The sequence below is a fragment of the Parasphingorhabdus marina DSM 22363 genome (genome assembly GCF_900128895.1).
In the GTDB taxonomy this organism is placed as follows: domain Bacteria; phylum Pseudomonadota; class Alphaproteobacteria; order Sphingomonadales; family Sphingomonadaceae; genus Parasphingorhabdus; species Parasphingorhabdus marina.
This window is the reverse complement of the sequence record NZ_FSQW01000002.1, coordinates 1,224,794-1,248,347: the sequence shown is the minus strand read 5'-3', so window position 1 is coordinate 1,248,347 and position 23,554 is coordinate 1,224,794. Positions and strand designations below refer to the sequence as shown.

The 23,554-nt window shown below is 57.7% G+C and carries 25 protein-coding genes; 16 read left to right on the top strand and 9 right to left on the bottom strand.

Going from position 1 to position 23,554, the window contains the following annotated elements:
- Positions 1-54: 54 nt before the first annotated feature.
- Both nadB and BUQ90_RS15715 read right to left on the bottom strand, forming a co-directional pair.
- Positions 55-1,650: an L-aspartate oxidase gene (gene nadB / locus BUQ90_RS15720; protein WP_074206059.1), complete on the bottom strand. Its 1,596-nt coding sequence runs from the start codon at positions 1,648-1,650 to the stop codon at positions 55-57.
- Positions 1,647-2,582 carry an ABC transporter ATP-binding protein gene (locus tag BUQ90_RS15715; protein ID WP_074206484.1) on the bottom strand — a complete coding sequence of 312 codons (936 nt, stop codon included), beginning with the start codon at positions 2,580-2,582 and terminating at the stop codon, positions 1,647-1,649. Before BUQ90_RS15715 ends, nadB begins: the two co-directional genes overlap by 4 nt.
- A 180-nt stretch (positions 2,583-2,762) precedes the next feature.
- Between BUQ90_RS15715 and BUQ90_RS15710 the strand changes: the two genes are divergently transcribed.
- The 14 genes from BUQ90_RS15710 to BUQ90_RS15645 all read left to right on the top strand — a co-directional run bounded on the left by BUQ90_RS15710 (position 2,763) and on the right by BUQ90_RS15645 (position 13,345).
- Positions 2,763-3,278: a DUF4402 domain-containing protein gene (locus BUQ90_RS15710; protein WP_159437122.1), complete on the top strand. Its 516-nt coding sequence runs from the start codon at positions 2,763-2,765 to the stop codon at positions 3,276-3,278.
- A gap of 84 nt (positions 3,279-3,362) precedes the next feature.
- The gene (locus tag BUQ90_RS15705) at positions 3,363-3,893 is read left to right on the top strand and encodes a DUF4402 domain-containing protein (RefSeq protein ID WP_074206057.1); all 531 of its coding nucleotides are present in this window, start codon (positions 3,363-3,365) and stop codon (positions 3,891-3,893) included.
- Between the two features lie 82 nt (positions 3,894-3,975).
- Positions 3,976-4,188, top strand: a complete 213-nt coding sequence (locus BUQ90_RS15700) for a zinc-finger domain-containing protein (RefSeq protein WP_074206056.1) — start codon at positions 3,976-3,978, stop codon at positions 4,186-4,188.
- 59 nt (positions 4,189-4,247) lie between these two features.
- Positions 4,248-5,675: a metalloprotease TldD gene (tldD, locus tag BUQ90_RS15695; protein ID WP_074206055.1), complete on the top strand. Its 1,428-nt coding sequence runs from the start codon at positions 4,248-4,250 to the stop codon at positions 5,673-5,675.
- Positions 5,672-6,646, top strand: a complete 975-nt coding sequence (gene lepB, locus BUQ90_RS15690) for a signal peptidase I (RefSeq protein WP_074206054.1) — start codon at positions 5,672-5,674, stop codon at positions 6,644-6,646. Before tldD ends, lepB begins: the two co-directional genes overlap by 4 nt.
- A complete protein-coding gene (locus BUQ90_RS15685) occupies positions 6,643-7,176 on the top strand; it encodes a DUF924 family protein (RefSeq protein ID WP_074206053.1) in 534 nt (177 codons plus the stop codon). The genes lepB and BUQ90_RS15685 overlap by 4 nt, the downstream gene beginning before the upstream one ends.
- Entirely contained in the window at positions 7,177-7,680 is a 504-nt protein-coding gene (locus BUQ90_RS15680; RefSeq protein ID WP_074206052.1) for a CPBP family glutamic-type intramembrane protease, read from the top strand.
- A gap of 15 nt (positions 7,681-7,695) precedes the next feature.
- Positions 7,696-8,277 carry a pyridoxamine 5'-phosphate oxidase family protein gene (locus tag BUQ90_RS15675; RefSeq protein WP_074206051.1) on the top strand — a complete coding sequence of 194 codons (582 nt, stop codon included), beginning with the start codon at positions 7,696-7,698 and terminating at the stop codon, positions 8,275-8,277.
- A complete protein-coding gene (locus BUQ90_RS15670) occupies positions 8,274-8,492 on the top strand; it encodes a putative signal transducing protein (protein ID WP_074206050.1) in 219 nt (72 codons plus the stop codon). The genes BUQ90_RS15675 and BUQ90_RS15670 overlap by 4 nt, the downstream gene beginning before the upstream one ends.
- Before the next feature lie 4 nt (positions 8,493-8,496).
- A complete protein-coding gene (locus tag BUQ90_RS17940; protein ID WP_074206049.1) occupies positions 8,497-9,321 on the top strand; it encodes a patatin-like phospholipase family protein in 825 nt (274 codons plus the stop codon).
- Between the two features lie 134 nt (positions 9,322-9,455).
- Entirely contained in the window at positions 9,456-9,794 is a 339-nt protein-coding gene (locus tag BUQ90_RS15660) for a P-II family nitrogen regulator (protein ID WP_074206048.1), read from the top strand.
- Positions 9,795-9,809: 15 nt separating this feature from the next.
- Positions 9,810-11,114, top strand: coding sequence for an ammonium transporter (locus BUQ90_RS15655; protein WP_074206047.1), 1,305 nt, complete (start codon positions 9,810-9,812; stop codon positions 11,112-11,114).
- Positions 11,115-11,279: 165 nt separating this feature from the next.
- A complete protein-coding gene (locus tag BUQ90_RS15650) occupies positions 11,280-12,113 on the top strand; it encodes an HAD-IIB family hydrolase (protein ID WP_074206046.1) in 834 nt (277 codons plus the stop codon).
- A 5-nt stretch (positions 12,114-12,118) separates the two neighbouring features.
- A complete protein-coding gene (locus BUQ90_RS15645) occupies positions 12,119-13,345 on the top strand; it encodes a glycosyltransferase family protein (RefSeq protein ID WP_074206045.1) in 1,227 nt (408 codons plus the stop codon).
- Here BUQ90_RS15645 and BUQ90_RS15640 read toward each other — a convergent pair.
- Positions 13,342-15,102, bottom strand: coding sequence for a sugar phosphorylase (locus BUQ90_RS15640; RefSeq protein ID WP_074206044.1), 1,761 nt, complete (start codon positions 15,100-15,102; stop codon positions 13,342-13,344). The genes BUQ90_RS15645 and BUQ90_RS15640 overlap by 4 nt on opposite strands.
- A 71-nt stretch (positions 15,103-15,173) precedes the next feature.
- On the opposite strand from BUQ90_RS15640, the gene BUQ90_RS15635 reads away from it, so the two are divergent.
- On the top strand, positions 15,174-16,448 hold the full coding sequence (locus tag BUQ90_RS15635) for a glycerate kinase type-2 family protein (RefSeq protein ID WP_074206043.1): 1,275 nt from the start codon (positions 15,174-15,176) through the stop codon (positions 16,446-16,448).
- Positions 16,449-16,555: 107 nt separating this feature from the next.
- The gene (nhaA, locus tag BUQ90_RS15630) at positions 16,556-17,785 is read left to right on the top strand and encodes a Na+/H+ antiporter NhaA (RefSeq protein WP_074206042.1); all 1,230 of its coding nucleotides are present in this window, start codon (positions 16,556-16,558) and stop codon (positions 17,783-17,785) included.
- On the opposite strand, the gene BUQ90_RS15625 is transcribed toward nhaA, so the two are convergent.
- From BUQ90_RS15625 to recQ, 6 genes are all read right to left on the bottom strand, one after another.
- Positions 17,782-19,371 (bottom strand): GMC family oxidoreductase, encoded by a 1,590-nt coding sequence (locus tag BUQ90_RS15625; protein WP_074206041.1) that lies wholly within the window; start codon positions 19,369-19,371, stop codon positions 17,782-17,784. The genes nhaA and BUQ90_RS15625 overlap by 4 nt on opposite strands.
- Before the next feature lie 36 nt (positions 19,372-19,407).
- Positions 19,408-20,304, bottom strand: a complete 897-nt coding sequence (locus BUQ90_RS15620) for a sterol desaturase family protein (protein WP_074206040.1) — start codon at positions 20,302-20,304, stop codon at positions 19,408-19,410.
- A gap of 37 nt (positions 20,305-20,341) precedes the next feature.
- Positions 20,342-20,839: a GNAT family N-acetyltransferase gene (locus BUQ90_RS15615; RefSeq protein ID WP_074206039.1), complete on the bottom strand. Its 498-nt coding sequence runs from the start codon at positions 20,837-20,839 to the stop codon at positions 20,342-20,344.
- Entirely contained in the window at positions 20,836-21,267 is a 432-nt protein-coding gene (locus BUQ90_RS15610; RefSeq protein ID WP_074206038.1) for a protein tyrosine phosphatase family protein, read from the bottom strand. The genes BUQ90_RS15615 and BUQ90_RS15610 overlap by 4 nt, the downstream gene beginning before the upstream one ends.
- Positions 21,268-21,383: 116 nt before the next feature.
- The gene (locus BUQ90_RS15605; RefSeq protein WP_074206037.1) at positions 21,384-21,755 is read right to left on the bottom strand and encodes a hypothetical protein; all 372 of its coding nucleotides are present in this window, start codon (positions 21,753-21,755) and stop codon (positions 21,384-21,386) included.
- Positions 21,752-23,542, bottom strand: coding sequence for a DNA helicase RecQ (gene recQ / locus BUQ90_RS15600; protein ID WP_074206036.1), 1,791 nt, complete (start codon positions 23,540-23,542; stop codon positions 21,752-21,754). The genes BUQ90_RS15605 and recQ overlap by 4 nt, the downstream gene beginning before the upstream one ends.
- Positions 23,543-23,554: the final 12 nt, after the last annotated feature.

The following is a 23,554-nucleotide window of genomic DNA, read 5'->3' as shown; positions in this document are numbered from 1 at the left end:
GTTTCTTGAATCGGCAAAGGGAAATCCGGATAATGTGTTCCGTTCCGGCGAGATTTATGGTGCCAGCACCGTATCCTTCGCTTCCGGGAGGAGATCCGGATAGTCGGTGATATAGTGCAATCCCCGGCTTTCTTTCCGGGCCAGCGCGGACTTGACGATCAGATCTGCGACTTCGATCAGGTTGCGCAACTCGATCAGGTCCTGGGTCACGCGGAAATTGCTGTAATATTCCTCGACTTCTTCCCTGAGCAGATCGATGCGGTTTCGGGCGCGTTCGAGACGCTTTGTGGTGCGGACGATGCCGACATAATTCCACATGAAGCGGCGGATCTCGGTCCAGGTCTGTTTGATGACCACTTCTTCGTCGCTGTCGGTTACCCGGCTTTCATCCCATGGCCGGATTGCTGGCGGTTCGGGGAGGTCATCCCAGCGACTGACGATGTCTCTGGCAGCGGCATCGCCAAAAACGAAGCATTCCAGGAGGCTGTTGGAAGCCAGACGATTGGCCCCGTGCAGGCCGCTTTCGCTGGCTTCTCCAGCGGCGTACAGACCGGGCAGTTCGGTGCGGCCGCGCAAGTCGATCAATATCCCGCCGCAAGTATAATGCTGGGCTGGCACCACCGGGATCGGCTCCCGGGTCATGTCTATGCCCAGTCCGGTCAGTTTCTCGTGGATGTTCGGGAAATGCTCTTTGACGAATTCCGGATCGCGATGGGAAATGTCGAGATGGACATAATCCAGACCAAGTCGCTTGATTTCATGGTCATTGGCGCGCGCCACAATATCCCGGGGAGCGAGTTCCATCCGTTCCGGATCAAAGCGTTGCATGAACCGTTCGCCGGCCTCGGATCCCGCATCCTGCGGCAGTTTCAAATGCCCACCTTCGCCGCGAACCGCTTCGGTAATCAGGAAATTCTTGACCTCGAGATTGTACAGGCATGTCGGGTGAAACTGCATCATTTCCATATTGGAAACCTTGGCCCCCGCGCGCCAGGCCATGGCGATCCCGTCGCCGGTTGCGCCACGCGGAGCGGTCGAGAACAGATAGGTGCGACCGGCCCCGCCGCTGGCCATGATGGTTGCACGGGCCGTCAGTGTTTCGACCCGCCCCGTGCTGTTGTCCAGCGCGTAAACGCCCCAGATACTGGCTGATCCGTCCGGCGTGTCCCGGTGCCGATCGGCGATCAGGTCGATTGCAACCATATGCGGCCGAAGGGTGATATTCGGATTGGCTTCGGCGGTTTTCTGCAATGCATCCTGAACCGCCCAGCCTGTGGCGTCATCGACATGGACGATCCGCCTGTGACTGTGCCCGCCTTCGCGCGTGAGGTGCAGAACTTCCGCTTCCTTGTTGAAGGGGACACCCATGTCGACCAGCCGCTCGATCGCTGCCGGCGCGTTTTCGACCACGAATTCCACTGTTTCCTGGCGGTTCAGGCCCGCCCCGGCGACCATGGTGTCGTCAATATGGTTCTCAAACGTGTCGCCAGCGTCGAGAACGGCCGCAATGCCGCCCTGTGCCCAGGCGGTGGAACCACCGGCCAGATCGCCCTTCGCGAGCACCAGGACCTTGTGGGTCCGCGCCAGAGTAATGGCAGCGCTCAGCCCGGCGGCACCCGACCCGACGATGATGACATCATATCCGCTCATGCGGCTTTACGGGTGAGGTTCAGGAAGACGTCTTCCAGATCCGCTTCCCGGGTGGTGACATCGACAATCTCGTAGCCACGCTTCTGAACCGACCGCATCACACCGCCGGCATTGGTCTGATCCATGTTATAGGTGACCGCCAGGGTGCGCGGGCCGACAACTTCCGCTTTGAGGAACTGGTCATCTGCAAAGGACACGGCATCGGACTCTTCCGAAATGTCCCGGTCAAGTGTCAGCTCCACCAGCTTCTCGCGGGCCATGCCCACCAGTTCGGGCGTCGTCTTGAGCGCAATCAGCTGACCATGGTTGATAATGGCTATCCGGTCGCACAGGTTTTCGGCTTCTTCCAGATAATGGGTTGTCAGGACGATGGTCACGCCGGATTTGTTGAGCTCTTCAACATATTCCCAAAGCTGTTGTCGCAATTCGATGTCGACGCCGGCCGTGGGTTCGTCAAGCACGAGTATCGGAGGTGAATGGACCATCGCCTTGGCAACCAGCAACCGGCGTTTCATTCCGCCCGAAAGAGTTCGCGAATAGGCATCGGCCTTGTCGTCCAGATGGACGGCGCGGAGCAGTTCCATGGTCCGCCGTTCGGATTTTTTGATGCCATACAGGCCAGCGACCACTTCGAGAGATTCGGCAGGTGTGAAGAACGGATCGAACACGATTTCCTGGGGCACGATGCCGATCGAGGCTTTGGCGTTGCGATGGTCCTGATCGATGTCAAAACCCCAGATGCTGGCGGACCCGCTGGTCTTGCTGACCATGCCTGACAGGATGTTGATCAATGTGGACTTTCCGGCGCCATTGGGGCCAAGCAGGCCGAAAATCTCGCCGCGGCGGACGTCAAAGGAGACATTGTCGAGTGCCTTCTTGCCGTCTTCATAGGTTTTACAGAGCTGGTTTATCGAGATCGCTGCTTCGGTCATCCAGACCGCATAACCATCTTGTCCGGGACAATCAAAGGCTTTGCGCAGAGACTTGCGCCGAATATGCGCGGAACGCTGCAATGGTTAACGGTATTTTTACCATGTCATTAAATGTTTCTTTGCCGTCTCCGGTCTATTTGGGCTCTCGTGGGAAAAAACGGGGACCAGAACATGACTTTCATGTCATCCATTTGGCGTGCGGGGATCGCACTGCCAGTCGCGACTTCGGCGCTGTTTGTGCAACCGGCACAGGCACAGTCTGCCAATGGCCAGGCAAGCGCCAATATCAACCAGAGCGTGACAGTCGTCAAAAACGCAGATCTCGAATTCGGGACGTTTGTTCCGGGCACGGTCCGCAGTGTATTCCGGCTGAACCCCAATAATGGCAACCTCAATCAGCGCAACGGTGATGCGGTGGCCATCGGCGGCGCGCCCGCTCCAGCATCCTTCACGGCAACCGGAACACCGCTGCTCCGGGTGCGCATCACAAGCGGCCAGAACCGTATCTTCATTGTCCGCGATGGCGGCACCGAGACCATGCGGGTCAACCGGTTTCGCTTTGATGGTCCTCGCAACCGTTTTCTGAATGCGGCCGGTGAAGCGACATACCGGGTCGGCGGGCAGATACGGGTACGGCCCAATCAGGCACCCGGAACCTATCGCGGTGCGTTCAATGTCACGATCGATTATTTCTGACCGTAAAAATGATGTCAATCGAACCGCCTAATATCGATTAACCATCATTTATATCCACTTTTTTCGAGTTTGGTGAGTAGTTTAATGGCCATGACATTCAAAGACCAATATATTACACGGCTGATCGGGGGGCTGATATTTGCGCTGGTCGCACTGACCACCGCTCCTGCCGCGTTCGCTCAGTCCGCAAGCGCGGAAGGGCGTGCCATTGCGCTGGCGCCGCTGTCACTGGTGAATGTGACTGATCTGGAATTTGGTACCATGATTTCCGGTCCAGCGCCGGGAACAGCCACGGTCAATCCCTTTACCGGAGCCCGTTCGACCACGGGCGGGGTGACCGGCGCGAGCAATGACAGTTCCGCAGCCCGGTTCGTGACCTATGGGGGTCCGTTGCAGTTCATTTTTGTGACCCGCGGCCCACTGCCGGTACTGACTCGCGATGGCGGCACGGAAACGATGAATGTCAGTGGTTTGACGCTGGACGGTTCGACTTTCCGGTTCCTCAACGCAGCAGGTGTTGTTGATCTCAATGTCGGGGGGACACTTCAGGTGGGAGCCGATCAGGAACCCGGCACCTATCGCGGAACCTTCGACATCACCGTCACCTATTTCTAAGCCAGGATTCCAGGCGGAAATTTTTCTGTCGGGCAGATTTTAGCCCATTGCACCGGCGGGTAAGCGTTGCTAATCGCGGGGCATGACAGACAATCCTGAAATCGTTCGTACTACAGCGAAGCGCAACGCCTGTGACGGGGCTTCTGATATCCCCGGCGGCGCGGCGCTCGGTCATCCGCGCGTCTGGCTGGAAATTGACGAAAAAGGCTATGTCGATTGCGGCTATTGCGACCGGCGGTTTGTTCTTGTTGGCGGACCGGCCGATCTTGCCGACGATGCAATTTCTGCTGATTAGTCCTGTTTCGCTGCACTAAGGGGGTGCGCATCCGCCATTTCGTTTCTATATGAAAGGGCATGACACAAAATCCTGACCCCCGCTCGTTTCTCTATCGCGCTGACGCTCTCGATCCGGAACGAGCCAAATCACTTGTTTCCGGCGCACTTTCGGCCTGTGACGACGGTGAACTCTATTTGCAATATAGTGCCGTGGAAAGTTTCGGATTTGATGACGGCCGGCTGAAGACAGCGGATTACAGCACCGACAGCGGTTTCGGTCTCCGCGGTGTCTCCGGTGAAATGACCGGATTTTCTCATAGTAATGAAATCAGTGAAGCGGCGGTCCGTCGTGCGGCACAAACGTTGCAGTTGCTCGATCCGGCCAAGGGCGAAGCCGCACCGCCGCCGCGCGGCTCGAACCAGCATCTTTATGGCGAAGCAAATCCTCTGGAAGCCATCCCGTTCGCGAGGAAAGTGGCTTTGTGTCAGAAGATTGACGAGGTTGCCCGCGCGCGCGACCCGCGCGTGGCACAGGTTTCTGTTGGCTTGTCGGGCAGCTGGAGCGTGGTCGAGATTGTCCGTCCGGACGGTTTTGTTGCGACCGATGTCCGCCCGCTGGTCCGTCTGAACGTATCGATCGTGGCCGAACAAAATGGCCGCCGGGAATCCGGCAGTTTCGGCATGGGCGGACGGTATCTTTACGACCAGTTGTTCGAGGAACAGCGATGGAACCGGGCAATTGATGAAGCGCTGAATCAGGCCACCGTCAATCTGGAAAGCGTTGATGCTCCTGCGGGCGAACAGACCGTATTGCTCGGCCCCGGCTGGCCGGGTGTATTGCTTCATGAAGCCGTGGGACATGGTCTGGAAGGGGATTTCAACCGCAAGGGGACCAGTGCCTTTTCCGGACGTATCGGGGAGCGTGTCGCGGCGCCGGGAGTAACCGTGGTCGATGACGGCGCAATCAGCGAGCGACGCGGATCACTCAGTATTGATGACGAAGGAACGCCGACGCAGGAGAATGTCCTGATCGAGGACGGGATATTGAAATGCTATATGCAGGATCGCCTGAACGCGCGCCTGATGGGTGTTCCGGCAACCGGCAATGGTCGGCGCGAAAGCTATGCCCACGCGCCAATGCCCCGCATGACCAATACGTTCATGCGCGGCGGCAATGACGATCCGGACGAACTGATGAGCCGGGTCAAGAACGGGATATTTGCCAAAAGCTTCGGTGGCGGCCAGGTCGACATCGTGTCCGGCAAATTCGTGTTCTCCTGCACCGAGGCGTACAAGATCGAGAATGGCAAGCTGGGTGCCCCGATCAAGGGCGCGACCCTGATCGGTGACGGTCCGACCGCGCTGACCAAGGTGACAGGTATCGGCAATGACATGGCACTGGACGAAGGTATTGGTGTCTGTGGCAAGGGTGGACAGTCAGTCCCCGCCGGTGTGGGTCAGCCCACCTTGCTGGTGGAAGGACTCACTGTTGGAGGGACGGCTTGAGTCAGTCCGATGACGTCAGCGACTCAATTGAACGTGGCCTGCTGGCAAGAACAGGATTAGCTTTTCTGGGGTTTTTGGTTCCGGGCCTCGGCCTTGCGATGGCGGGCAAAATCCGGTTGGGATTGATTTTCGCATCAGTTTACTTCGGGAGTCTGATGCTTCTTTTTGCCTATTATTCACTTGGCCCCGAAATGTCCTTCGGCGCTCTGGTTGTCATACTGTTGCTTGGCTTAATGATTTTCCTGTTTTGTCAGATTGCGTCGTCTGTCCTGACCTTCTTTGTTTCCAGATACATTTCAGCCAGCAGGACGGTTTGGTCTCGCTGGTTCATGGCACCTGTATATGTGATCGTTGTGTTTGGGCTGAACGACATTGTGGTGGCGAAGATGCAATCCGAGTACAGAGCATTGTATACAGCTGGCATTTCAATGAGTCCGACCTTGCAAATGAATGACCGTTTCTTTGTGAAAATGTCAGATTATCAGCCGGTTGAGCGCGGTGATGTCGTGGTTCTTCGCGCCAATGGCGTTGAATATGTAAAGCGGATAGTGGGTCTTCCCGGCGACACGGTTGGAATGGCGAATGGAAAATTGATCCTGAATGGCGAAACGGTTTCCACGGTGACGGTCAAAGACGCGGGATCAGCCGAATATTGTGACTATCCAGTCGGTGCGCCACGATCTGGTCAGGCCGTGATTTATTCCGAGAGTCTGCCCGACAACGGCCCATCTTATCCCGTTGTGAATTGTGATCACTCTGTCGGCGATGAATTCGCGGAAGTCCAGGTGCCGAATGGCCACTACTTTATGATGGGCGATAATCGAGATCGATCAGCAGATAGTAGAATGGCTCCACCCTTGGGCCTGGGAATGGTTCGCCGGACAGATATTGTCGGAAAACCGCTTTTCATCCATTGGAGTGATAACGGCGAGAAGCGCGGCAAAAAGCTGAACGGGGACCTGCCGAGATGACCTGGCAACCGGATATTCTGCGTTTCTGGTTTTCCGAACTCGCGCCGAAAGACTGGTGGAATAAAAACGAGTCGGTCGATAACCTGTGCAAGGAACGGTTTTTCGAATTGTGGCAGGAGCAGAAGTCCCGGGTGGCTGACGATTTTCTGACCAGCGCGGACGACGCACTGGCTGCTGTGATCCTGTTTGATCAAATTCCACGCAATATTTTTCGCGGCAGTGCGGACGCCTATTCGACCGATCATCTGGCGGTGCAGATTGCAGACAAGGCGGTGGACCAGGAACTGGATGACAAACTGAGCGAGGATCAGCGATCCTTTCTCTATATGCCATTCATGCACAGTGAAGACCTGCAGGACCAAAACCGTTCAGTGATGCTGTTCACCAAATTGGGCAGCAATGAAAAATTTGCCAATTCCCATCGCGATGTGATTGCCAAATTCGGCCGTTTTCCCCACCGGAACGAAGTGTTGGGTCGGGCCATGCGGCCGGGTGAGCAGGAAGCCATAGATGGCGGGGCAGGCTGGTAGATGCTGTCGGCGCTGAAACAGACCTGGCAGGCGCTGACCGTGTGGCCGGAAGGAAAGCACTGGCGTTCCGCCTTTGCTCTGGCCGTGCCGACTTTTCTGGTCATTGCGGGAATCGGATATCTTTCCGGCTGGGTGGCACCAGCGCTGGTCACGGACCCTGTGTTGATCGGCAAAGTCTTGCTGCTCATCTTTTTGGTGCCTGCGCTTGTCGAGGAGTTGCTGTTCCGCGGCGTGCTGCTTGCCTGGCTGACCCGCTGGTCTCCGCGCTGGTCCGGCTGGCTGTCAACATTGCTGTTTGTCGCCTGGCATCCGTTGCTGGCGCTGACGATCGGGCCGCCCTGGGCCGCGATGTTCCTGCAGCCGTCCTTCTGGATCGCGACTTTCCTCATCGGGATCATATTTACCCATATTCGCATCGTATCCGGCTCGCTTTGGCCGGTTATCCTGATACATTGGCTGGCAGTCGTGATATGGAAACTGTTTCTGGGCGGCCCCTTTTACTGATCCGAGGACCTCACAATGGCGGAATTTTTTGATGCACTGAATGATGACCACCGCGCTTTCGTGGCGGACCAGCCGGTGTTTTTTGTTGCCACCGCTGCGGCCGATGGCCGGATCAACCTGTCGCCCAAGGGATATGACGTCTTTCGCGTGCTCGGCCCTGATAGAGTGGCCTATCTTGATCTGCGCGGATCGGGGAACGAAACCCACGCCCACCTGGTCGCCGAGCAGGAAGATGCCGGGCGGATAACCATCATGTTCAACAATTTCGGCAATCCGGCCAATATCCTGCGGATCTACGGCAAGGGTGTTCCCGTGCTCCCACAGGATGATGGCTGGGACGAGCTGGCTTCGCATTTTGAGATTTTGCCCGGCACCCGGCAGATTTTCGATATCCGGGTCGAATCTGTCCAGAACAGCTGCGGCTATGGCGTGCCGCATATGAAGCTGGAACGGGAGCGCGAAACGCTGGTTAAATATCATGCGCAAACCGAAGAAGACGAGTGGTTTCGCAAAGTGCGGGCCAATGATAGCAGCATTGACGGGCTGCCGGTTCGTCAGACCGAAAAATTTCTGAACGCGACAGGCGAGGAACAGTGAGTCTGGTCGAACTCTCCCGGCACATGCACGGCGTCGAAGCGGAGATCGTGCGCGGACGACTGGAAGCGGCCGGTATCGGTGCAGTATGTTTCGACAGCGGCGTCAATATTGTGGAAGGTGCGGGAATTGCCTTGCCCGCACGCGTGATGGTGCTCGAGGAAGATCTTGCCGAGGCGAGGGCGGTTCTCGCTGAAGATGTGGCCCTCAAGGAGTGACAGGATGAAGATCTCCCTTGCCCTGGGCGGCGGCGCGGGCCTTGGATGGACCCATATTGGAGTCTTACGGGCGCTGGAGCAGTCGCCCCTGGAAATCGCAGCGATTTCGGGGACGTCCATCGGTGCCATAACCGGAGCCAGTTTTGCCGCGGGCAAGCTCGACTATCTCGAAGAAACTGCACGAACGGCGAATTTCCGGACGCTGCTGCGATTCATGGACCCGCATTTCAAACGCGGTGCCGTAATGGGCGCGCGCACGATTGAGAAGGAGCTGGATGCGCAACTTGGTTCACTCACCTTTGAGGATCTTGATTTGCCGGTCGCAGCCGTGGCCGCGGATTTGCGGACAGGCGACACGATTGTGATGAAAACCGGGCGACTGGTTCCGGCAATCCGGGCTTCCATGTCCTTGCCAGGGATATTCAAGCCGGTGGAATATGAAGGCCGGTTGCTGGTCGATGGCGGTGCGGCGCTTCCCGTTCCGGTATCGCCCGCCCGCGAGCTGGCACCTGATGCGATTTGCCTGTCGGTCAACCTGCAGGACGATTTTGTAAACCGTGCCGAAATGGCAGGGATCGCACGCACGGACGGCAAGGAGCCCAACAGCATTGCCATAGTTAAGGCATCTGTGGGTTTGTCGCTACGCAATCTGGGGCGTTACTCCCTGGCACTGGACCCCCCCGATTTCGCCATGTCGCCGCCGGTCGGACATATCGATATGCAGAATTTCACCCGTGCTGAAGAACTGATCGATATCGGTCGCAGGGAAACCGAGGCGATCATCCCTGCTATTCTCGAGCAGGCGGAAAAAGACTTGCCCAAAAATTAGGCAATTGTGCTGCGTTGCACAAAATTTACACTTTCTTTACGCGCCGGGATTCAGGTTTTCTTATTGAATCCAGTTACTTGTGATTCTGGCACAAGCTTTGCGAAGTTGACCCCGAACATAAAAAAGGGGGCGTAATGAAGTTTATCATAGCCATAATCAAACCATTCAAACTCGATGATGTGCGTGATGCACTCACCGAAGTGGGTGTGGCCGGCATGACGGTTTCCGAAGTGAAGGGGTTCGGACGCCAGAAGGGGCAAACCGAAGTGTATCGGGGCGCGGAATATACCACCAACATGGTGCCAAAGCTGAAACTGGAAATCGCATGTACGGCCGACCTGGCTGATCAGGCCGTCGAGGCGATTCAGAATGCAGCCGGAACCGAGTCCATCGGCGACGGAAAAATATTTGTCATGGGCCTCGATAATGCCGTGCGGATCCGCACGGGCGAAGCCGGCGACACAGCGATTTAACGGGGAAGCGTGATAATGAAAAAAATACTGACTATTTCTGCAGGACTGGCGGCGGCGATGGCCGCCTCTCCGGCTCTTGCACAGGAAGCAGCCGAAGTGGCTGATCCAAGTGCCAATGTGGCTTATATCTTCAACACATTGCTGTTCCTGATTGGTGGCTTCCTCGTGATGTGGATGGCTGCCGGTTTTGCCATGCTCGAAGCCGGTCTGGTCCGCTCGAAAAATGTTTCGATGCAGTGCCTGAAGAATATCGGCCTCTACTCGATGGCCGGCATCATGTTCTGGGTCACCGGCTACAATCTGATGTATACGGATGTGACCAGCTGGATCGGCAGTTTCGGCCCCTATGCCATGCAGGCGGTTGGCGAAGCCGATGTCGACACCGGATATTCGGTGGCATCTGACTGGTTCTTCCAGATGGTCTTCTGTGCGACCACGGCATCCATCGTGTCCGGTACGATCGCGGAACGCGTCAAATTCTGGCCCTTCATGATCTTTGTCATCATTCTGACCGGATTCCTCTACCCGATTACGGGCAGCTGGGAATGGGGTACAGGCTGGCTGGATCAGCGTGGTTTCAGTGACTTTGCCGGTTCGACCCTCGTGCACTCGGTCGGTGGCTGGGCTGCTCTTGCCGGCGCCCTGATCATCGGACCGCGGCTGGGACGCTATGTCGATGGCAAGATGAATGTCATGCCGGGTTCGAGCATTCCGCTCGCCACTCTCGGGACGTTCATCCTTTGGCTCGGCTGGTTCGGCTTCAACGGCGCGTCCCAGCTCGCCATGGGCACGATCGGCGACGTCAGCGATGTGTCCAAGATTTTCGTGAATACCAACATGGCTGCGGCCGGTGGCGTGATCACGGCGATTGTGCTGACCCAGTTGCTATACAAGAAGATTGACGTAACCATGGCACTCAACGGCGCCCTGGCCGGTCTGGTCTCGATTACTGCCGAGCCGCTGGCTCCGTCAGTACTGCAGTCCGTCATCATCGGCGGTATCGGCGGCGCGATTGTGGTCTTCGCAGTTCCGATGCTCGACAAGTTGAAAATCGATGATGTGGTTGGCGCGATCCCGGTTCACCTGCTGGCCGGTATCTGGGGCACCATCATCGTTCCGTTCTCGAACAGCGATGCAACCTACGGCGTTCAGGCGCTGGGCATCGTCTCGATCGGAGCGTTCACTTTCATCTGCAGCGCGGTCGTCTGGCTCGCTCTGAAATATACCCTTGGCGTTCGTCCGGCAGAAGAGGACGAGCGGGCAGGCATGGACATCTCGGAAGTCGGTGTCGAAGCCTATCCTGAATTTGCCAAGGGCTAACCAGTTTGGTGCCGGCTTTATCCTCCCAACACTGAGGTCGGCACCTCACCTTGTTCCTCCTGCGAACAAACAACTTTACGGCCGGTGGTGGAAACGCCCCGGCCATTTTTTTGGGAGTGAACCCTTTATGCGCAGGTTTCCGTACGTGATATATGATTGCCTTTGATGACCTTTGAACCAGACCATGTCCTGATATTTACGGACCTCGACGGAACGGTGCTGGACCATGACAGCTACTCACCGACGCCGGCCGACCGGTTTATCGCTGAACTGGATCCAGAGCGAGCGACGGTGATACCCGTGACGAGCAAGACTCGCGCAGAAGTCGCTGCGCTGCTCTGGGACATTGCGCCGCTAAAAGTTTATGTCACTGAAAACGGATCCGCCATTCATGCACCGGATGGATTCCCCTGGGCAGCGGATTCAGAGTCGCAGATCCATTTTCCGGGCATGACCCACGAACAGATCCTCTCCCGCCTGGAGTCCGCGGAACCGCAACTACGTAGTCATTTTCGCGGGTTTTCCGACATGACTGCGAAACAGATTGCTGCGGAAACCGGTCTCGACCTGCAAAGGGCTTACAAGGCCAAGGCAAGGGAAGCCAGCGAGCCATTTCTCTGGACCGGGAGCGCAGCAAATCTGGACCGGTTCCGGGATGTGATGGGAGCGCAGGGACTGAAAATTCAGCGCGGCGGCCGATTCTGCCATCTCACCGGTCCATGCGGGAAGGCCGATGCGATGGACTGGATCGTCAGTCACTATAAATCATCCCGCCCAGACCGCCGGATCATGACCGTCGCCCTGGGAGACGGACCGAATGATCTCGACATGATCGAATCTGCAGATCGCGGGGTCATCATTCCCAATCCCGGTGGCGCCGCCATCCGATCTGACCGGTCTTCCGTCATCACGGCAGCAAAAGCCGGTCCGGAAGGCTGGGTAGAGGTCATGCAGCAGATTTTGGACAAACCCGATTCCGCCAACGACAGGAAGCACTGAGCACCATGGATTTTCACCAGAATGGCAGCATATCCACCCTTCACAATCTGACCGACCGACCAGTGGAAGAACTGGAACGGGAGCTGCTGGGTTTCGCGCAATCAAGGCCCATGTCGCTTGTTCTGCCCTCGCTTTTCTCGGAGCTGGAGGGGCCTGCTTTGGGCAATATCATCGACGAATTGTCGCAGGTGCCCTATCTGGACAATATCATCATCGGACTGGACCGGGCGGACAAGGACCAGTTTGAATATGCCAAATCCTATTTTTCGCGGTTACCGCAAAAGCATCAGATCCTGTGGAACAGCGGCCCGCGACTGATGGCGCTGGACAAGGAATTGCAGGACCACGAACTGTCGCCCGCCGAACCCGGAAAAGGGCGGAATGTCTGGTTTTGTTTTGGCTATTTCCTTGCTGGCACCAAGGCGGACGTTGTGGGTTTGCATGATTGCGATATCCTGACCTATCGCCGCGATCTGCTTGCAAGGTTGATGTATCCTGTGGCCAACCCGAGTTTTCCCTATGTTTTCTCCAAGGGCTATTATGCGCGGGTGACGGAGGAAAAATTGAATGGCCGCGTCGTGCGCCTTCTGATTTCTCCGCTGCTGGCGGCGCTCAAGAAAGTTTGTCAGCCGAGCGAGTATCTCGTCTACCTCAACAGTTTCCGATATGCACTGGCCGGCGAGTTTGCGATGCGTCGCGATACGGTAAAGAACATCCGCATCCCGTCTGACTGGGGACTGGAAATCGGAGTCTTGTCGGAAATCTGGCGCAACAATTCGGTGCGGGCCATTTGCCAGGTCGAGATTGCCGACAATTATGACCACAAGCATCAGCCGGTATCGGAGGACAATCCTTCCACAGGACTTTCCCGGATGAGCACGGACATTACCAAGTCGATTTTTCGCAAGCTGGCAACCCAGGGTCAGATTTTCTCGCCCGGGACTTTCCGCACTATCAAGGCGACCTATTTGCGGATCGCGCTCGACCGGATTGAGACCTATTATAATGATGCAGTGATCAACGGGCTGAAGCTCGACCGGCACAGCGAAGAAGCGACGGTGGAACTGTTTGCCTCCAATATCATGCTGGCAGGCGAGGCTTTTCTCGAAGCGCCGAACGAGCGGTCTTTCATGGCTAACTGGGACCGGATCAATTCCGCCATACCCGATTTCTCAAAGCGATTTGTAGAGGCGGTCCGGCTCGACAATGAAGATGACGGTCTGCCGCTTTAACCGGCATCCGGAGCGTTTGTGATCCACACAGTCTGATAGGCGGCGAGTTCCATCATTCCTTCAATATCGGGGATATTCTGACCGGAGACCAGATCTCGCCAGCTATTGTTTGCAATCAGATTGATATCGGCAAGGGCAAGGGGCAAAGGCCGGTTCGTTACATTGGTGACTGCGAAGATGCTTTGTGTCCTGTCGAGGCTTTGCCGCCAGATTCCAAACAGCCCTTCCGGCAGCGCCAGGGTGAACTGCACCGCATTGGGGTGAAAGGCGGGCTGGGCCTTGCGCTTGGCGATCAGTTCCTTGCATTGGCAGAAGACTTGTGCCTCCACGGCGTCCGGATCGGCCAGACGCGATTTCAGCATTTCCAGATCCAGCTCGCGGCGGTTGATCGACCGGTTGCGTCCGGTCCGATTGACTTCCTCGTAACCATTGGGTGTGGCGATCAGACTGTGGATGTAAAAGGCGGGTATTCCTTCCAGCGCCAGCATGATGGCCATGGCGGCCATGAAGCGCGGTATTTGCAGATCGTCCGGACCACTTGTCGTCCCCTGCAACGCTTCAAAATAGCTGATATTCACTTCGTAAGGCTTCTCCACACCACCCGGCCCGCGCCGCATCGATATGCGTCCGCCAAAATTCTGCAGCGTCTGCAGCATCTGCCCGACTTCCGCTTCGGGCAAGACACCTTCGGTGGGGCGGAGGCCGATGCCGTCATGGCTGGCGGTGAAGTTGAGATAGGCGCAGCCTTGCAAGGCTGGCGGATTGCTGCGGGTCAGGCGCTTGAGATAGAGGGACTCGCCGGTCAGCAGCGCGTGGATCAGCAGCGGCGGCAATGAAAAATTATAGATGATATGCGCTTCGTTCTGATTGCCGAAATAGGTCAGATTCTCGTGATTGGGGATGTTCGTTTCGGTCAGAATAATCAGCGTTTCCTCATGATGATCCATCAATGTCCGGAGCAGCCGGACCACTTCATGGGTCTCATCCAGATTGATGCAGCTGGTGCCAACCTGTTTCCACAGAAAGGCAATGGCATCGATCCGGAAAATGCGCACACCGTTGGCAATGTAGAAAGCGATGATGCGGACAAATTCCAGCAGGAGATCGGGATTGGCAAAATCAAAATCGACCTGGTCCTGGCTGAAGGTCGTCCAGACGTGGCGGGTGCCGGCGCTGGTTTCAAAGGGCGTCAGCAGCGGATGCGATCGCGGCCGGACAACATCGCCGAGATCACTGGCAGGGTCCGCCGTGACAAAATAGTCCTTGCCGGGTGCCTGATCGGAGAGAAATTGCTGAAACCAGAGGGATTGCGAGCTGCCGTGATTGATTACCAGGTCGGCCATCAGGCGGTAATCAGAAGCAATGGCGGAAATGTCAGACCAGTCTCCCAGACGGTCATCTACGGCCCGGTAATCGATGACGGAAAAACCGTCATCGGAACTGTAGGGGAAGAACGGCAGGATGTGCACCGCGGATACGGTGTCGGTGATATGGGTGTTCAAAAAGCGGTGCAGCGTCCTGAGCGGCTTCTCATCCGGTGCCCGGATTGTTCCGCCATAGGTGATGAGTACGACATTGCTTTCGTCCCAGAGATGTTTCTCGCGGATTTCGTCAGAACCGATGATCCGGCCACCATCCGGCCAAAACGCGCCGATAATGTCAGCGGCTAATTCCCTTCCATCACGGTCCGGATAAAGCACGGCCAGATGCGCGGCGACACGCTGTTCCAGATGTTCCCTTTCGCCGCCATTTGTCATGCACATCACTTTCTTGTGTCTGTTGTCCGGCAGGGCTTGACGCCCGGCACCGGATCAGGCCTTTTGTTGCAATGCATCAAACCACAAATTCGGCGCCAGACAAGCAGTTTCTGCAATCTATCTACGATGCCGCATTGCAACCGGCCCGGCCCGAAATCGCGCTGCAGGACTTTGTCATGCCGCCGGTCTCCGGAAGGGTCTGGCTGTTTGCGGCTGGCAAGGCGGCGACCGGGATGGCGGCAGCGGTTCTGCCGAAACTGCCGGAGCCGGTGTGCGGGCTGGTTGTCACCCGGCAGGGATATGGGACACCGGGTTTTTCTCCGCCCGGTCTCGAGATCATCGAAGCGGCGCACCCTGTTCCCGACAGTGTCGGTCTCGATGCCGCTGAACGCGCGGTCAGGGCGGCAAATGCGCTGGTCGCGGGTGACCTGATGCTGGCGCTGATATCCGGTGGCGCTTCATCCTTGCTGCCCTTGCCGGTCCGGGGCGTGACCCTTGGCGAGAAACAGCGGCTGACCCGGCAATTGCTGCATTGCGGGACGCCGATTTCCGAGATCAATATTGTCCGCAAGCATTTGTCGGCGATCAAGGGCGGGCGGCTGGCGGCAGCAGCCTGGCCGGCGCAGACAATGACCGTCGCGATATCGGATGTGCCCGGCGATGATCCGGCAACCATCGGATCCGGCCCGACCGTTGGAGACCGGTCTACACTGGCTGATGCCCGCTCTGTCGTGGCGAAATACGGGCTCGAGCTGTCCGATGCCGCTGCGCAAGCGTTGCGGGATGCAGAGAATGAAACGCCGGACCCGGAGGATGAGAGACTGTCGGCCACCAGCTATGCCTGCTGCGCGCGTCCGGCCGACCTGGTGCAGGCGGCCGCCGATGCTGTTTCTGAACGCGGCTATGAACCGCATGTGCTCGGCGATGACCTGGAAGGCGAGGCGGCGGAGCTCGGCCGGGATCATGCGCGGCTGGCCCTGCGCCTGAAGGAGGAGGGTCGCCGGACCGCGATCATCTCTGGCGGAGAGGCGACAGTAACCGTGTCGAATTCGCACGGCCGCGGGGGACGGAATACCGCCTTTCTGTTGTCCTGCGCGCTGGCGCTGGAGGGGGCGCCGGGCATATCCGGCTTTGCTGCCGATACCGACGGCATTGACGGGTCTGAGGACAATGCCGGGGCCTTTCTGTGGCCGGGTCTGCTGGACAGGCTGGACGGTAAAATGGCGGCCCAGACCTGGCTTGAAAGCGACGACAGCTATTCCGCCTTCGCGCGGGCCGATGCGTTGCTGATGACTGGTCCGTCGGGCACCAATGTCAATGACTTGCGGGTATTGTTGATCGATTAGAACATAGATAATATCTATTGATATTAAGTCATACAAACTATTTTATCTATTGATCTCGACAACCTATGTCGTGTGCAACGAATAAACTGAGCTGGGGAGTTGAGACCATGCCTACGAAGGCCATGAATTTGCTTCAGGATTTCCTGAAGAAGGAAAGTGCGGGCGGAATCATTCTGATGATTTCCGCCTTGCTGGCGCTGATCATAGCGAACAGTCCGCTGGGTTCGGCCTATACAGCCATTCTCGCAACCCAGGTGACGGCCACTGTCGGTGGTTTTGGTGTCGACAAACCCCTTTTGCTATGGATCAATGACGGCCTGATGGCGGTCTTCTTTTTCCTCATCGGACTGGAAGTCAAACGCGAAGTGCTGACCGGACAGCTGGCCAGCTGGGAGAAATCTTCTCTCCCGGTTTTTGCTGCGATTGGCGGCATGGTTATCCCGGCCCTGATCTATATCGGCATCAACAGCGGCAGCCCCGAAAATATCAATGGCTGGGCCATTCCGGCGGCAACCGACATCGCCTTTGCGCTCGGTATCCTGGCGCTGCTGGGCAATCGCGTTCCCTTCGCCCTGAAGGCGCTGTTGCTCGCCATTGCGATTATCGATGACATTGGCGCGATCATGATCATCGCGCTGTTCTACACCGCGGAAATTCAGCTCATCCCACTGGCTGTCGGACTGGTCGCCCTTGTCGGCCTGATCCTGTGCAACCGTTTTGGTGTGGTCCGGACACTCCCCTATGTCCTGCTGACCAGCATCCTGTGGTTGTGCGTGCTGAAATCCGGCGTTCACGCAACGCTGGCCGGTGTGGCTGCGGCGCTGACCATTCCCATTGCAGCGGGCGGAGAACGCCCGCTCGAGCGGATGGAACATGCGCTGCACCCCTGGGCCGCCTTCTTTGTGATCCCGGTCTTCGCGCTCGCCAATGCCGGTGTCTCCTTCTCCGGGATGAGCTTTGGTGACCTGTTGAACCCGGTCCCGCTGGGTATCGCCATGGGGCTTGTACTCGGCAAGCAGATAGGCATATTGGGCTTTGCCTGGGTCGCGGTGAAAGCCGGGTTCGCCAGCCTGCCGGCCAATGTCAACTGGCTGCAGATATCGGGTCTCGCCAGTATCGCCGGCGTGGGCTTTACGATGAGCCTGTTCATCGGCAACCTGGCGTTTGACAGTGCCGAGCAAATGGCCCTCGTCAAGATCGGTGTGCTGTCCGGTTCGACTATCGCGGCTCTGGTGGGGATTGCCCTGTTAAAAATGGCATCCCCCAGGCCGGGCTCGACAGCGGAGGTGGAAACCTCAACTGAAGGTGGTCAGCAACCAGTGCCCAGCGCCGGTTAGGCGGCGAGGTCGGCCTTGATGAAGTCGGCCGCCCGTTCCCCGATCATGATGCTGGGCGCGTTGGTGTTACCGCTGACAATCTCCGGCATGATGGACGCATCGGCAATGTAAAGACCGTCAAGTCCACGGAATTTCAGCCGGCTGTCAACGACTGCATCTTCATCCGCCCCCATCCGGCAGGTTCCAACCGGATGGTAGACCGTATCCGCCCGGGCACGGATCAGCGCGTCCAGCGCGTCGTCATCCGCCATATCGATCGGATGGCGGTTGGTCGGCTTGAAATCGGTGAGCGGCGGCGCTTCCATGATCCGCTGCATGTTGCGGACGCCCTTGCGCAAGGTGGCAATATCGCGATCATCATCGAGGAAATTCGGATCGATCCGCGGCGGTGCCGACGGGTCGGTATCATTGAGCCGCACTGTACCCTTGCTGTGCGGCCGCAACACACAGGCGTGGCAGCTGAACCCGTGGCCCTTGACCTTTTCGCGACCGTGATCTTCGAGCACCGCCGGAACGAAATGATATTGAATGTCCGGCGCCGGGACGTCGGGATCGCTGCTCCAGAAGCCGCCGGCCTCGGCATAGGGTGTGGTCATGATCCCGGTTCGCCTCATCCGGTGCTCGATTATGGCCTTGCCCATCCGGACCGTGCCTTCCAGCGAGTCACCAATCAGTTCCTTCGATTCAGTCAGATAACCCGAGACAAAATCGATATGGTCCTTGAGATGGGATCCGACGTCCGGCTTGTCGAGCACAACCTCCGCACCTTTCTCCCGAAGATGGTCGCCCGGCCCGATCCCCGACAGCTGCAGGATATGCGGGGATCCGAAGGCGCCGGCAGAGAGCACGACAGCACCGCGTGCCTTCAAAGTCTCGCGGCTGAAACCACGCTTGATCTGCACACCGGTGACCCGGCCGTTTTCGACGATCAGACGTTCCACCAGGGACCTGGTCCGGATCTCGAGATTGGCGCGGCCGCGACCCGGTTCGACATAGGCGCGCGCGGCTGACCAGCGTTCGCCGCCCTTCTGGGTGACCTGGTATATGCCAATGCCTTCCTGTTTCTCACCATTGAAATCATCGAGGATCGGCATTTGCAGGTTGCGCGCCGCCTCAACAAAGGCGATGCTGCCCGGATTGAGCCATTTTTGGTCGGACACCGACAGCGGGCCCTCTCCGCCATGCCAGGCGTCGCCACCCCGTTCATTGCCTTCGGATTTCTTGAACCAGGGCAGAACCTCGTCATAGCTCCAGCCATCGCAGCCCATTGCGGCCCAGTTGTCATAATCCCACTTGTTGCCACGGATATAGACCATCGCGTTGATCGCGCTGGAACCACCCAGACCGCGCCCGCGCGGCTGATAGCCAATACGGCCGTTCAGTCCTTTTTGCGGCACGGTGTCGAACCGCCAGTTGGCGTTTTTCAGCAGGAACGGCATCATGCCCGGCGTCTTGACGAGGAAATTGTTGTTGTTGCCGCCGGCCTCGATCAGGCAGACGCTGCGTTTGCCATCCTCGCTGAGCCGGCCGGCGACGGCGCTGCCGGCGGACCCGCCACCTATGACGATGATATCAAATTCTGCCATCAGTTTTCCTCTCGTTTCGTCACCCGGAATCCGAATTCAGGATGACGCCTTGTTCTGTTCTTCCTGCCACCTTGCGCGGATGGTTTCGCTGCTGTCGCGGCTGCCATCATGGCTCCATCCCGGCGGCTTGATCAGATAATTCAGCTTGTACCGCCACGGAGCGGCCCAAAGGTCTTTTGCCATGCCCACCCATTCGTGAAAGGCCGCCCAGATTATATTGTTGTTTTCCAGGTTTTTGATGATGCCATATTTGATCTGCTCATCGTCCCGTTCCGCCTCGAACGTGCCGAACATCTTGTCCCAGATGATCAGGATACCGGCATAATTCTTGTCGAGATATCGCGGATTGGTGGCGTGATGGACGCGGTGGTGGGACGGCGTGTTCATCACGGCCTCGAACCAGCGCGGCATCCGGTCAATCGCCTCGGTGTGGATCCAGTATTGATACAGCAGGTTGATACCGCCGACAAAGGCGATCATCGCCGGATGAAAGCCGATCAGGAACATCGGCAGCGAGAAAATCCAGGTGAGCGCAAAGGTGCTGGTCCAAGGTTGCCGCAGAGCTGTCGAGAGATTGTAATATTGACTGCTGTGATGATTGACATGCGCCGCCCAGACCCAGCGGATCCGGTGCGCGGCCCGGTGAAAGACATAATAGAAAAAGTCATCGACAAAAAAGGCGAGGATCCAGGCCCACCATGTGAAGGGCACGTCAAACAGGCGGAACTGATATACCCAGTAGATGACCGCTAAGGCCAGCCCGCCGGTCAGTATCCCTGCGAAAACGCTGCCGGTGCCGAGAGTGAGCGACGTGACCATGTCGCGCACATCATATCTGCCGTCCTTGTGCCGCATGCTGGTGATGAAGCCGATGGCAACCGTCAGCACGAAAAACGGAATCGCGTACAAAGTGGGATCGGGCAGGCTCTCCATGTATTCTATTTACAAGCCTGTCAGCAACTGTCCAGCCTTACAGCTTCCGAAAATAGCGGGCGACCGGATATCGTTCAAATCCGGCGTCCTCATAGACGGCGCGAGCGGGTGCATGTCCCGGATCTCCGCCGGTTTCGACCATGACCATCGCGAGACCCTCATCGCGCATCCAGTCAAAGGCAAAATCCATCAGGGTGCGGCCAATGCCATGTCGCTGGAAATCCGGGTCGACAGCGATAATGTAAATCTCGCCCATATTGTCTTCTTCATGGGATTTCACGCCCAGATAACCCGACATTTTCCCGTCCGTCCGGGTGATGAACAGGTGGACGTCCGGATCCTTGCACATGGTGCGGACATCATCGAGCTGCCGGGTCTTCCACCCCTTCGGGTAGAAGGAATCATAAACATATCCCGGGATAGCCCGTTCCATTTTTGGAAAGACCGGTTCCCATGCCCGGACCGTCAGCTTGAGCAGATCGTCGAGATGCGTAGTCCGATCGAAAGGCAGGATTTCGGTTTCGGTTTGCGTCATTGGGCTCCGGCAGACAGTGCATCGACCATCGCGCGGATCGGCGTGATGTCATAGCCGGCATTGCCAGCGAGCCGCGCAATCTCATCCGGATCCACACCCTGTTTGGCCTGGGCGAGCGACCAGAGCAGAGTTGATCGTGTGCCGGAACGGCAATAGGCGAGTGTCTTGCCGGCGGCGCCTTCGAGCGCGCCGATCATCGCTTCGACCTGTGGTGCGGAAAACCCGCTATGAGTGATCGGGATGGCGAGATAGTCGATTCCCGCCGCCTTTGCCGCCGCTTCAATGTCGGCGCTCTGGGGTGCCGACGGGTCTTCGCCATCCGGCCGGTTGTTGACGATCAGGGTGACGCCCTCGGCCTTGGCCGCAGCGACATCTTCCAGCGAAATCTGTGGCGAGACGCTGATGCTTTCATTGATCGTTCGGAACATGGACGAATTTTCCTTTTTTGCGTAATCTTGAGCGCTGGAACGGGAATTTTGCTCGCCACAAGCGCTTAAGGCAAGCCCGGAAGATATGGCGATGATCAAAGCAGGATTCTTCATTATCATTCTACCCAGATTACTTCATTGCAGTCGCGGCCCTCAAACGGCTCGATGCATTGCTCGAATTCAGACAATGCTTTGCTGGCAGCAGGAATAGTAGCATATTTTACCTGTAAGCGTGACAATCGCGCATCTGTGCCAGTGCATAATTTTTCGATCTGTTTATCGAGAAATTTCTTTCGTTTCATATCATAGCCAATTTCACCACGAAAATGATCGCAGCCCTGACGCTGAATAATGAAGGTCCTTACCTCATTTGGAATCTCGGCACTTCGGGGCTGATTGTAGTTATCCAGCCAAGGTTTCGAACTAGCGGCCGTTGTGCACGAGGTCAGGAACAAGGGGGATAGAATTGTGATCGGAGCCCACTTCACGCGCTTTGCTCCAGAGCTTCGGTAACTTCCTGAATCACCTCAAGAAATTCTGCGCCATATTTCTCCAGCTTGGCTGCACCAATACCGGGCAACTCGCTGAGTGCGCTCAATGTAGTCGGCTTGAATCCGGTCATGTCGCGAAGCACGCTGTCGTGGAAAATCACATAGGGCGGGACCCCCTGGTCCTTTGCCAGCGCTGTCCGTTTCGCGCGCAGCGCGTCGAACAGCGGATCACCGACCGGGTTGGGCGACGCATTGCTGCCACGCCGTTTGCGCCGCTCGCGTTTCGGCGGCTCGACGATCGCGACGTCTTCCTGTCCCTTGAGAATGGCCTTGGCCTCGGGACCGAACATCAGCCCGCCATATTCGGTGTTGCGCAAGGCGTCGCGGAGCAGCAATGAACGGGACAGCGGCTTGATCAGCGGTGCTTCCTCTGCGCTCACAATGTCAAAGACGGACAGCTTGTGATGACCGCGCGAGAGGATTTTTTCCTCTTCCCGCCCGGTCAGTACAGCTTCGAGATGCGCCACGCCGAAACTCTGGCCCGTTCGGTAGACGGCGGACAGGAATTTCTGCGCCAGCTCGGTCACGTTCAAGGTGGCCGGTGCGTTCAGGCAATTGTCGCAATTTCCGCAGGTCTGCGGCGGATCTTCGCCGAAATGCCGGAGCAGGATCGCCCGGCGGCATCCGGCGGCTTCGACCAGTCCGCCCAGTGCGGCCAGGCGCGTGCGCTCGCCATCGAGACGCTTGTCGTCAACTTCGGCCAGCCGTTGCCGCGCACGGACAAAATCTTCTGCACCCCAGAACATATGCGCTTCAGCCGGGTCGCCATCGCGTCCGGCGCGGCCGGTTTCCTGATAATAGGCTTCAATCGATTTGGGCAGACCAGCATGAGCGACAAAGCGCACGTCCGGCTTGTCGATCCCCATGCCAAAGGCGATGGTCGCGACCATCACCATGTCTTCCGATGCGACAAATTCCGCCTGATTGCGCTGCCGGACGTCTGGCGGCAGGCCGGCATGATAGGCGCGGGCGCTCCGGCCGGTCCGGGCAATCTTGTCGGCCAGCTTCTCCGTGGCATTGCGGGTGGGCGCATAGATGATCCCTGGCCCGGGCACGCGGTCGATCAGATCGGTGATCTGGCGGGTCAGACCCTTGCGCGGGGAAATCGCATAGCGGATGTTCGGCCGGTCAAATCCGGCGATGATCAGGCCGTCATTCTCGATGCCCAGCTGAATCAGGATGTCTTCGCGCGTATGGGCATCGGCGGTGGCGGTCAGGGCGAGGCGCGGGACATCGGGAAAATGGTCGAGGAGCGGACGGAGCAGGCGATAGTCCGGCCGGAAATCATGTCCCCATTCGGAAACACAATGGGCCTCGTCAATCGCGAAAAGCGATATCGGCGTCTGTTCGATAAGCTCGCGGAAATGCTGCCCGGAAGCCCGTTCCGGCGCCGCATAGAGCAGGTCCAGCTCACCCGCGCGCAGGCGGCGCATGGTCTCGGCCCGGTTGTCATCCGCGGATGTCAGGGTCGCGGCCCGAATCCCGACCGCCTCGGCGCTGCGCAACTGGTCATGCATCAGGGCGATGAGCGGAGAAATCACCACAACCGTACCGCTGCGGGCGGCTGCCGGCAGCTGATAACAGAGCGATTTTCCGGCCCCGGTTGGCATCACGGCCAGCGTGTTCTGCCGCGCCATGACCCGCTCCAGAACCTGCTCCTGCACGCCCCGAAAAGCGCTGAATCCAAATGTTGATTTGAGCAGCGGGAGAAGATCGTTGATCATGACCTGTGTCTA

Coding starts and splice junctions, on each gene's coding strand:
- BUQ90_RS15620 (WP_074206040.1), bottom strand. CDS start 20,304: ATGGAGAGCCTGCCCGATCCCACTTTGTACGCGATTCCGTTTTTCGTG.
- BUQ90_RS15640 (WP_074206044.1), bottom strand. CDS start 15,102: ATGACAAATGGCGGCGAAAGGGAACATCTGGAACAGCGTGTCGCCGCG.
- BUQ90_RS15645 (WP_074206045.1), top strand. CDS start 12,119: ATGGATTTTCACCAGAATGGCAGCATATCCACCCTTCACAATCTGACC.
- recQ (WP_074206036.1), bottom strand. CDS start 23,542: ATGATCAACGATCTTCTCCCGCTGCTCAAATCAACATTTGGATTCAGC.
- BUQ90_RS15655 (WP_074206047.1), top strand. CDS start 9,810: ATGAAAAAAATACTGACTATTTCTGCAGGACTGGCGGCGGCGATGGCC.
- BUQ90_RS15700 (WP_074206056.1), top strand. CDS start 3,976: ATGACAGACAATCCTGAAATCGTTCGTACTACAGCGAAGCGCAACGCC.
- BUQ90_RS15615 (WP_074206039.1), bottom strand. CDS start 20,839: ATGACGCAAACCGAAACCGAAATCCTGCCTTTCGATCGGACTACGCAT.
- BUQ90_RS15680 (WP_074206052.1), top strand. CDS start 7,177: ATGCTGTCGGCGCTGAAACAGACCTGGCAGGCGCTGACCGTGTGGCCG.
- BUQ90_RS15705 (WP_074206057.1), top strand. CDS start 3,363: ATGGCCATGACATTCAAAGACCAATATATTACACGGCTGATCGGGGGG.
- BUQ90_RS15610 (WP_074206038.1), bottom strand. CDS start 21,267: ATGTTCCGAACGATCAATGAAAGCATCAGCGTCTCGCCACAGATTTCG.
- tldD (WP_074206055.1), top strand. CDS start 4,248: ATGACACAAAATCCTGACCCCCGCTCGTTTCTCTATCGCGCTGACGCT.
- BUQ90_RS15685 (WP_074206053.1), top strand. CDS start 6,643: ATGACCTGGCAACCGGATATTCTGCGTTTCTGGTTTTCCGAACTCGCG.
- BUQ90_RS15675 (WP_074206051.1), top strand. CDS start 7,696: ATGGCGGAATTTTTTGATGCACTGAATGATGACCACCGCGCTTTCGTG.
- BUQ90_RS15635 (WP_074206043.1), top strand. CDS start 15,174: ATGCATCAAACCACAAATTCGGCGCCAGACAAGCAGTTTCTGCAATCT.
- BUQ90_RS15710 (WP_159437122.1), top strand. CDS start 2,763: ATGTCATCCATTTGGCGTGCGGGGATCGCACTGCCAGTCGCGACTTCG.
- BUQ90_RS15650 (WP_074206046.1), top strand. CDS start 11,280: ATGACCTTTGAACCAGACCATGTCCTGATATTTACGGACCTCGACGGA.
- BUQ90_RS15625 (WP_074206041.1), bottom strand. CDS start 19,371: ATGGCAGAATTTGATATCATCGTCATAGGTGGCGGGTCCGCCGGCAGC.
- nhaA (WP_074206042.1), top strand. CDS start 16,556: ATGCCTACGAAGGCCATGAATTTGCTTCAGGATTTCCTGAAGAAGGAA.
- BUQ90_RS15660 (WP_074206048.1), top strand. CDS start 9,456: ATGAAGTTTATCATAGCCATAATCAAACCATTCAAACTCGATGATGTG.
- nadB (WP_074206059.1), bottom strand. CDS start 1,650: ATGAGCGGATATGATGTCATCATCGTCGGGTCGGGTGCCGCCGGGCTG.
- BUQ90_RS15715 (WP_074206484.1), bottom strand. CDS start 2,582: ATGACCGAAGCAGCGATCTCGATAAACCAGCTCTGTAAAACCTATGAA.
- BUQ90_RS17940 (WP_074206049.1), top strand. CDS start 8,497: ATGAAGATCTCCCTTGCCCTGGGCGGCGGCGCGGGCCTTGGATGGACC.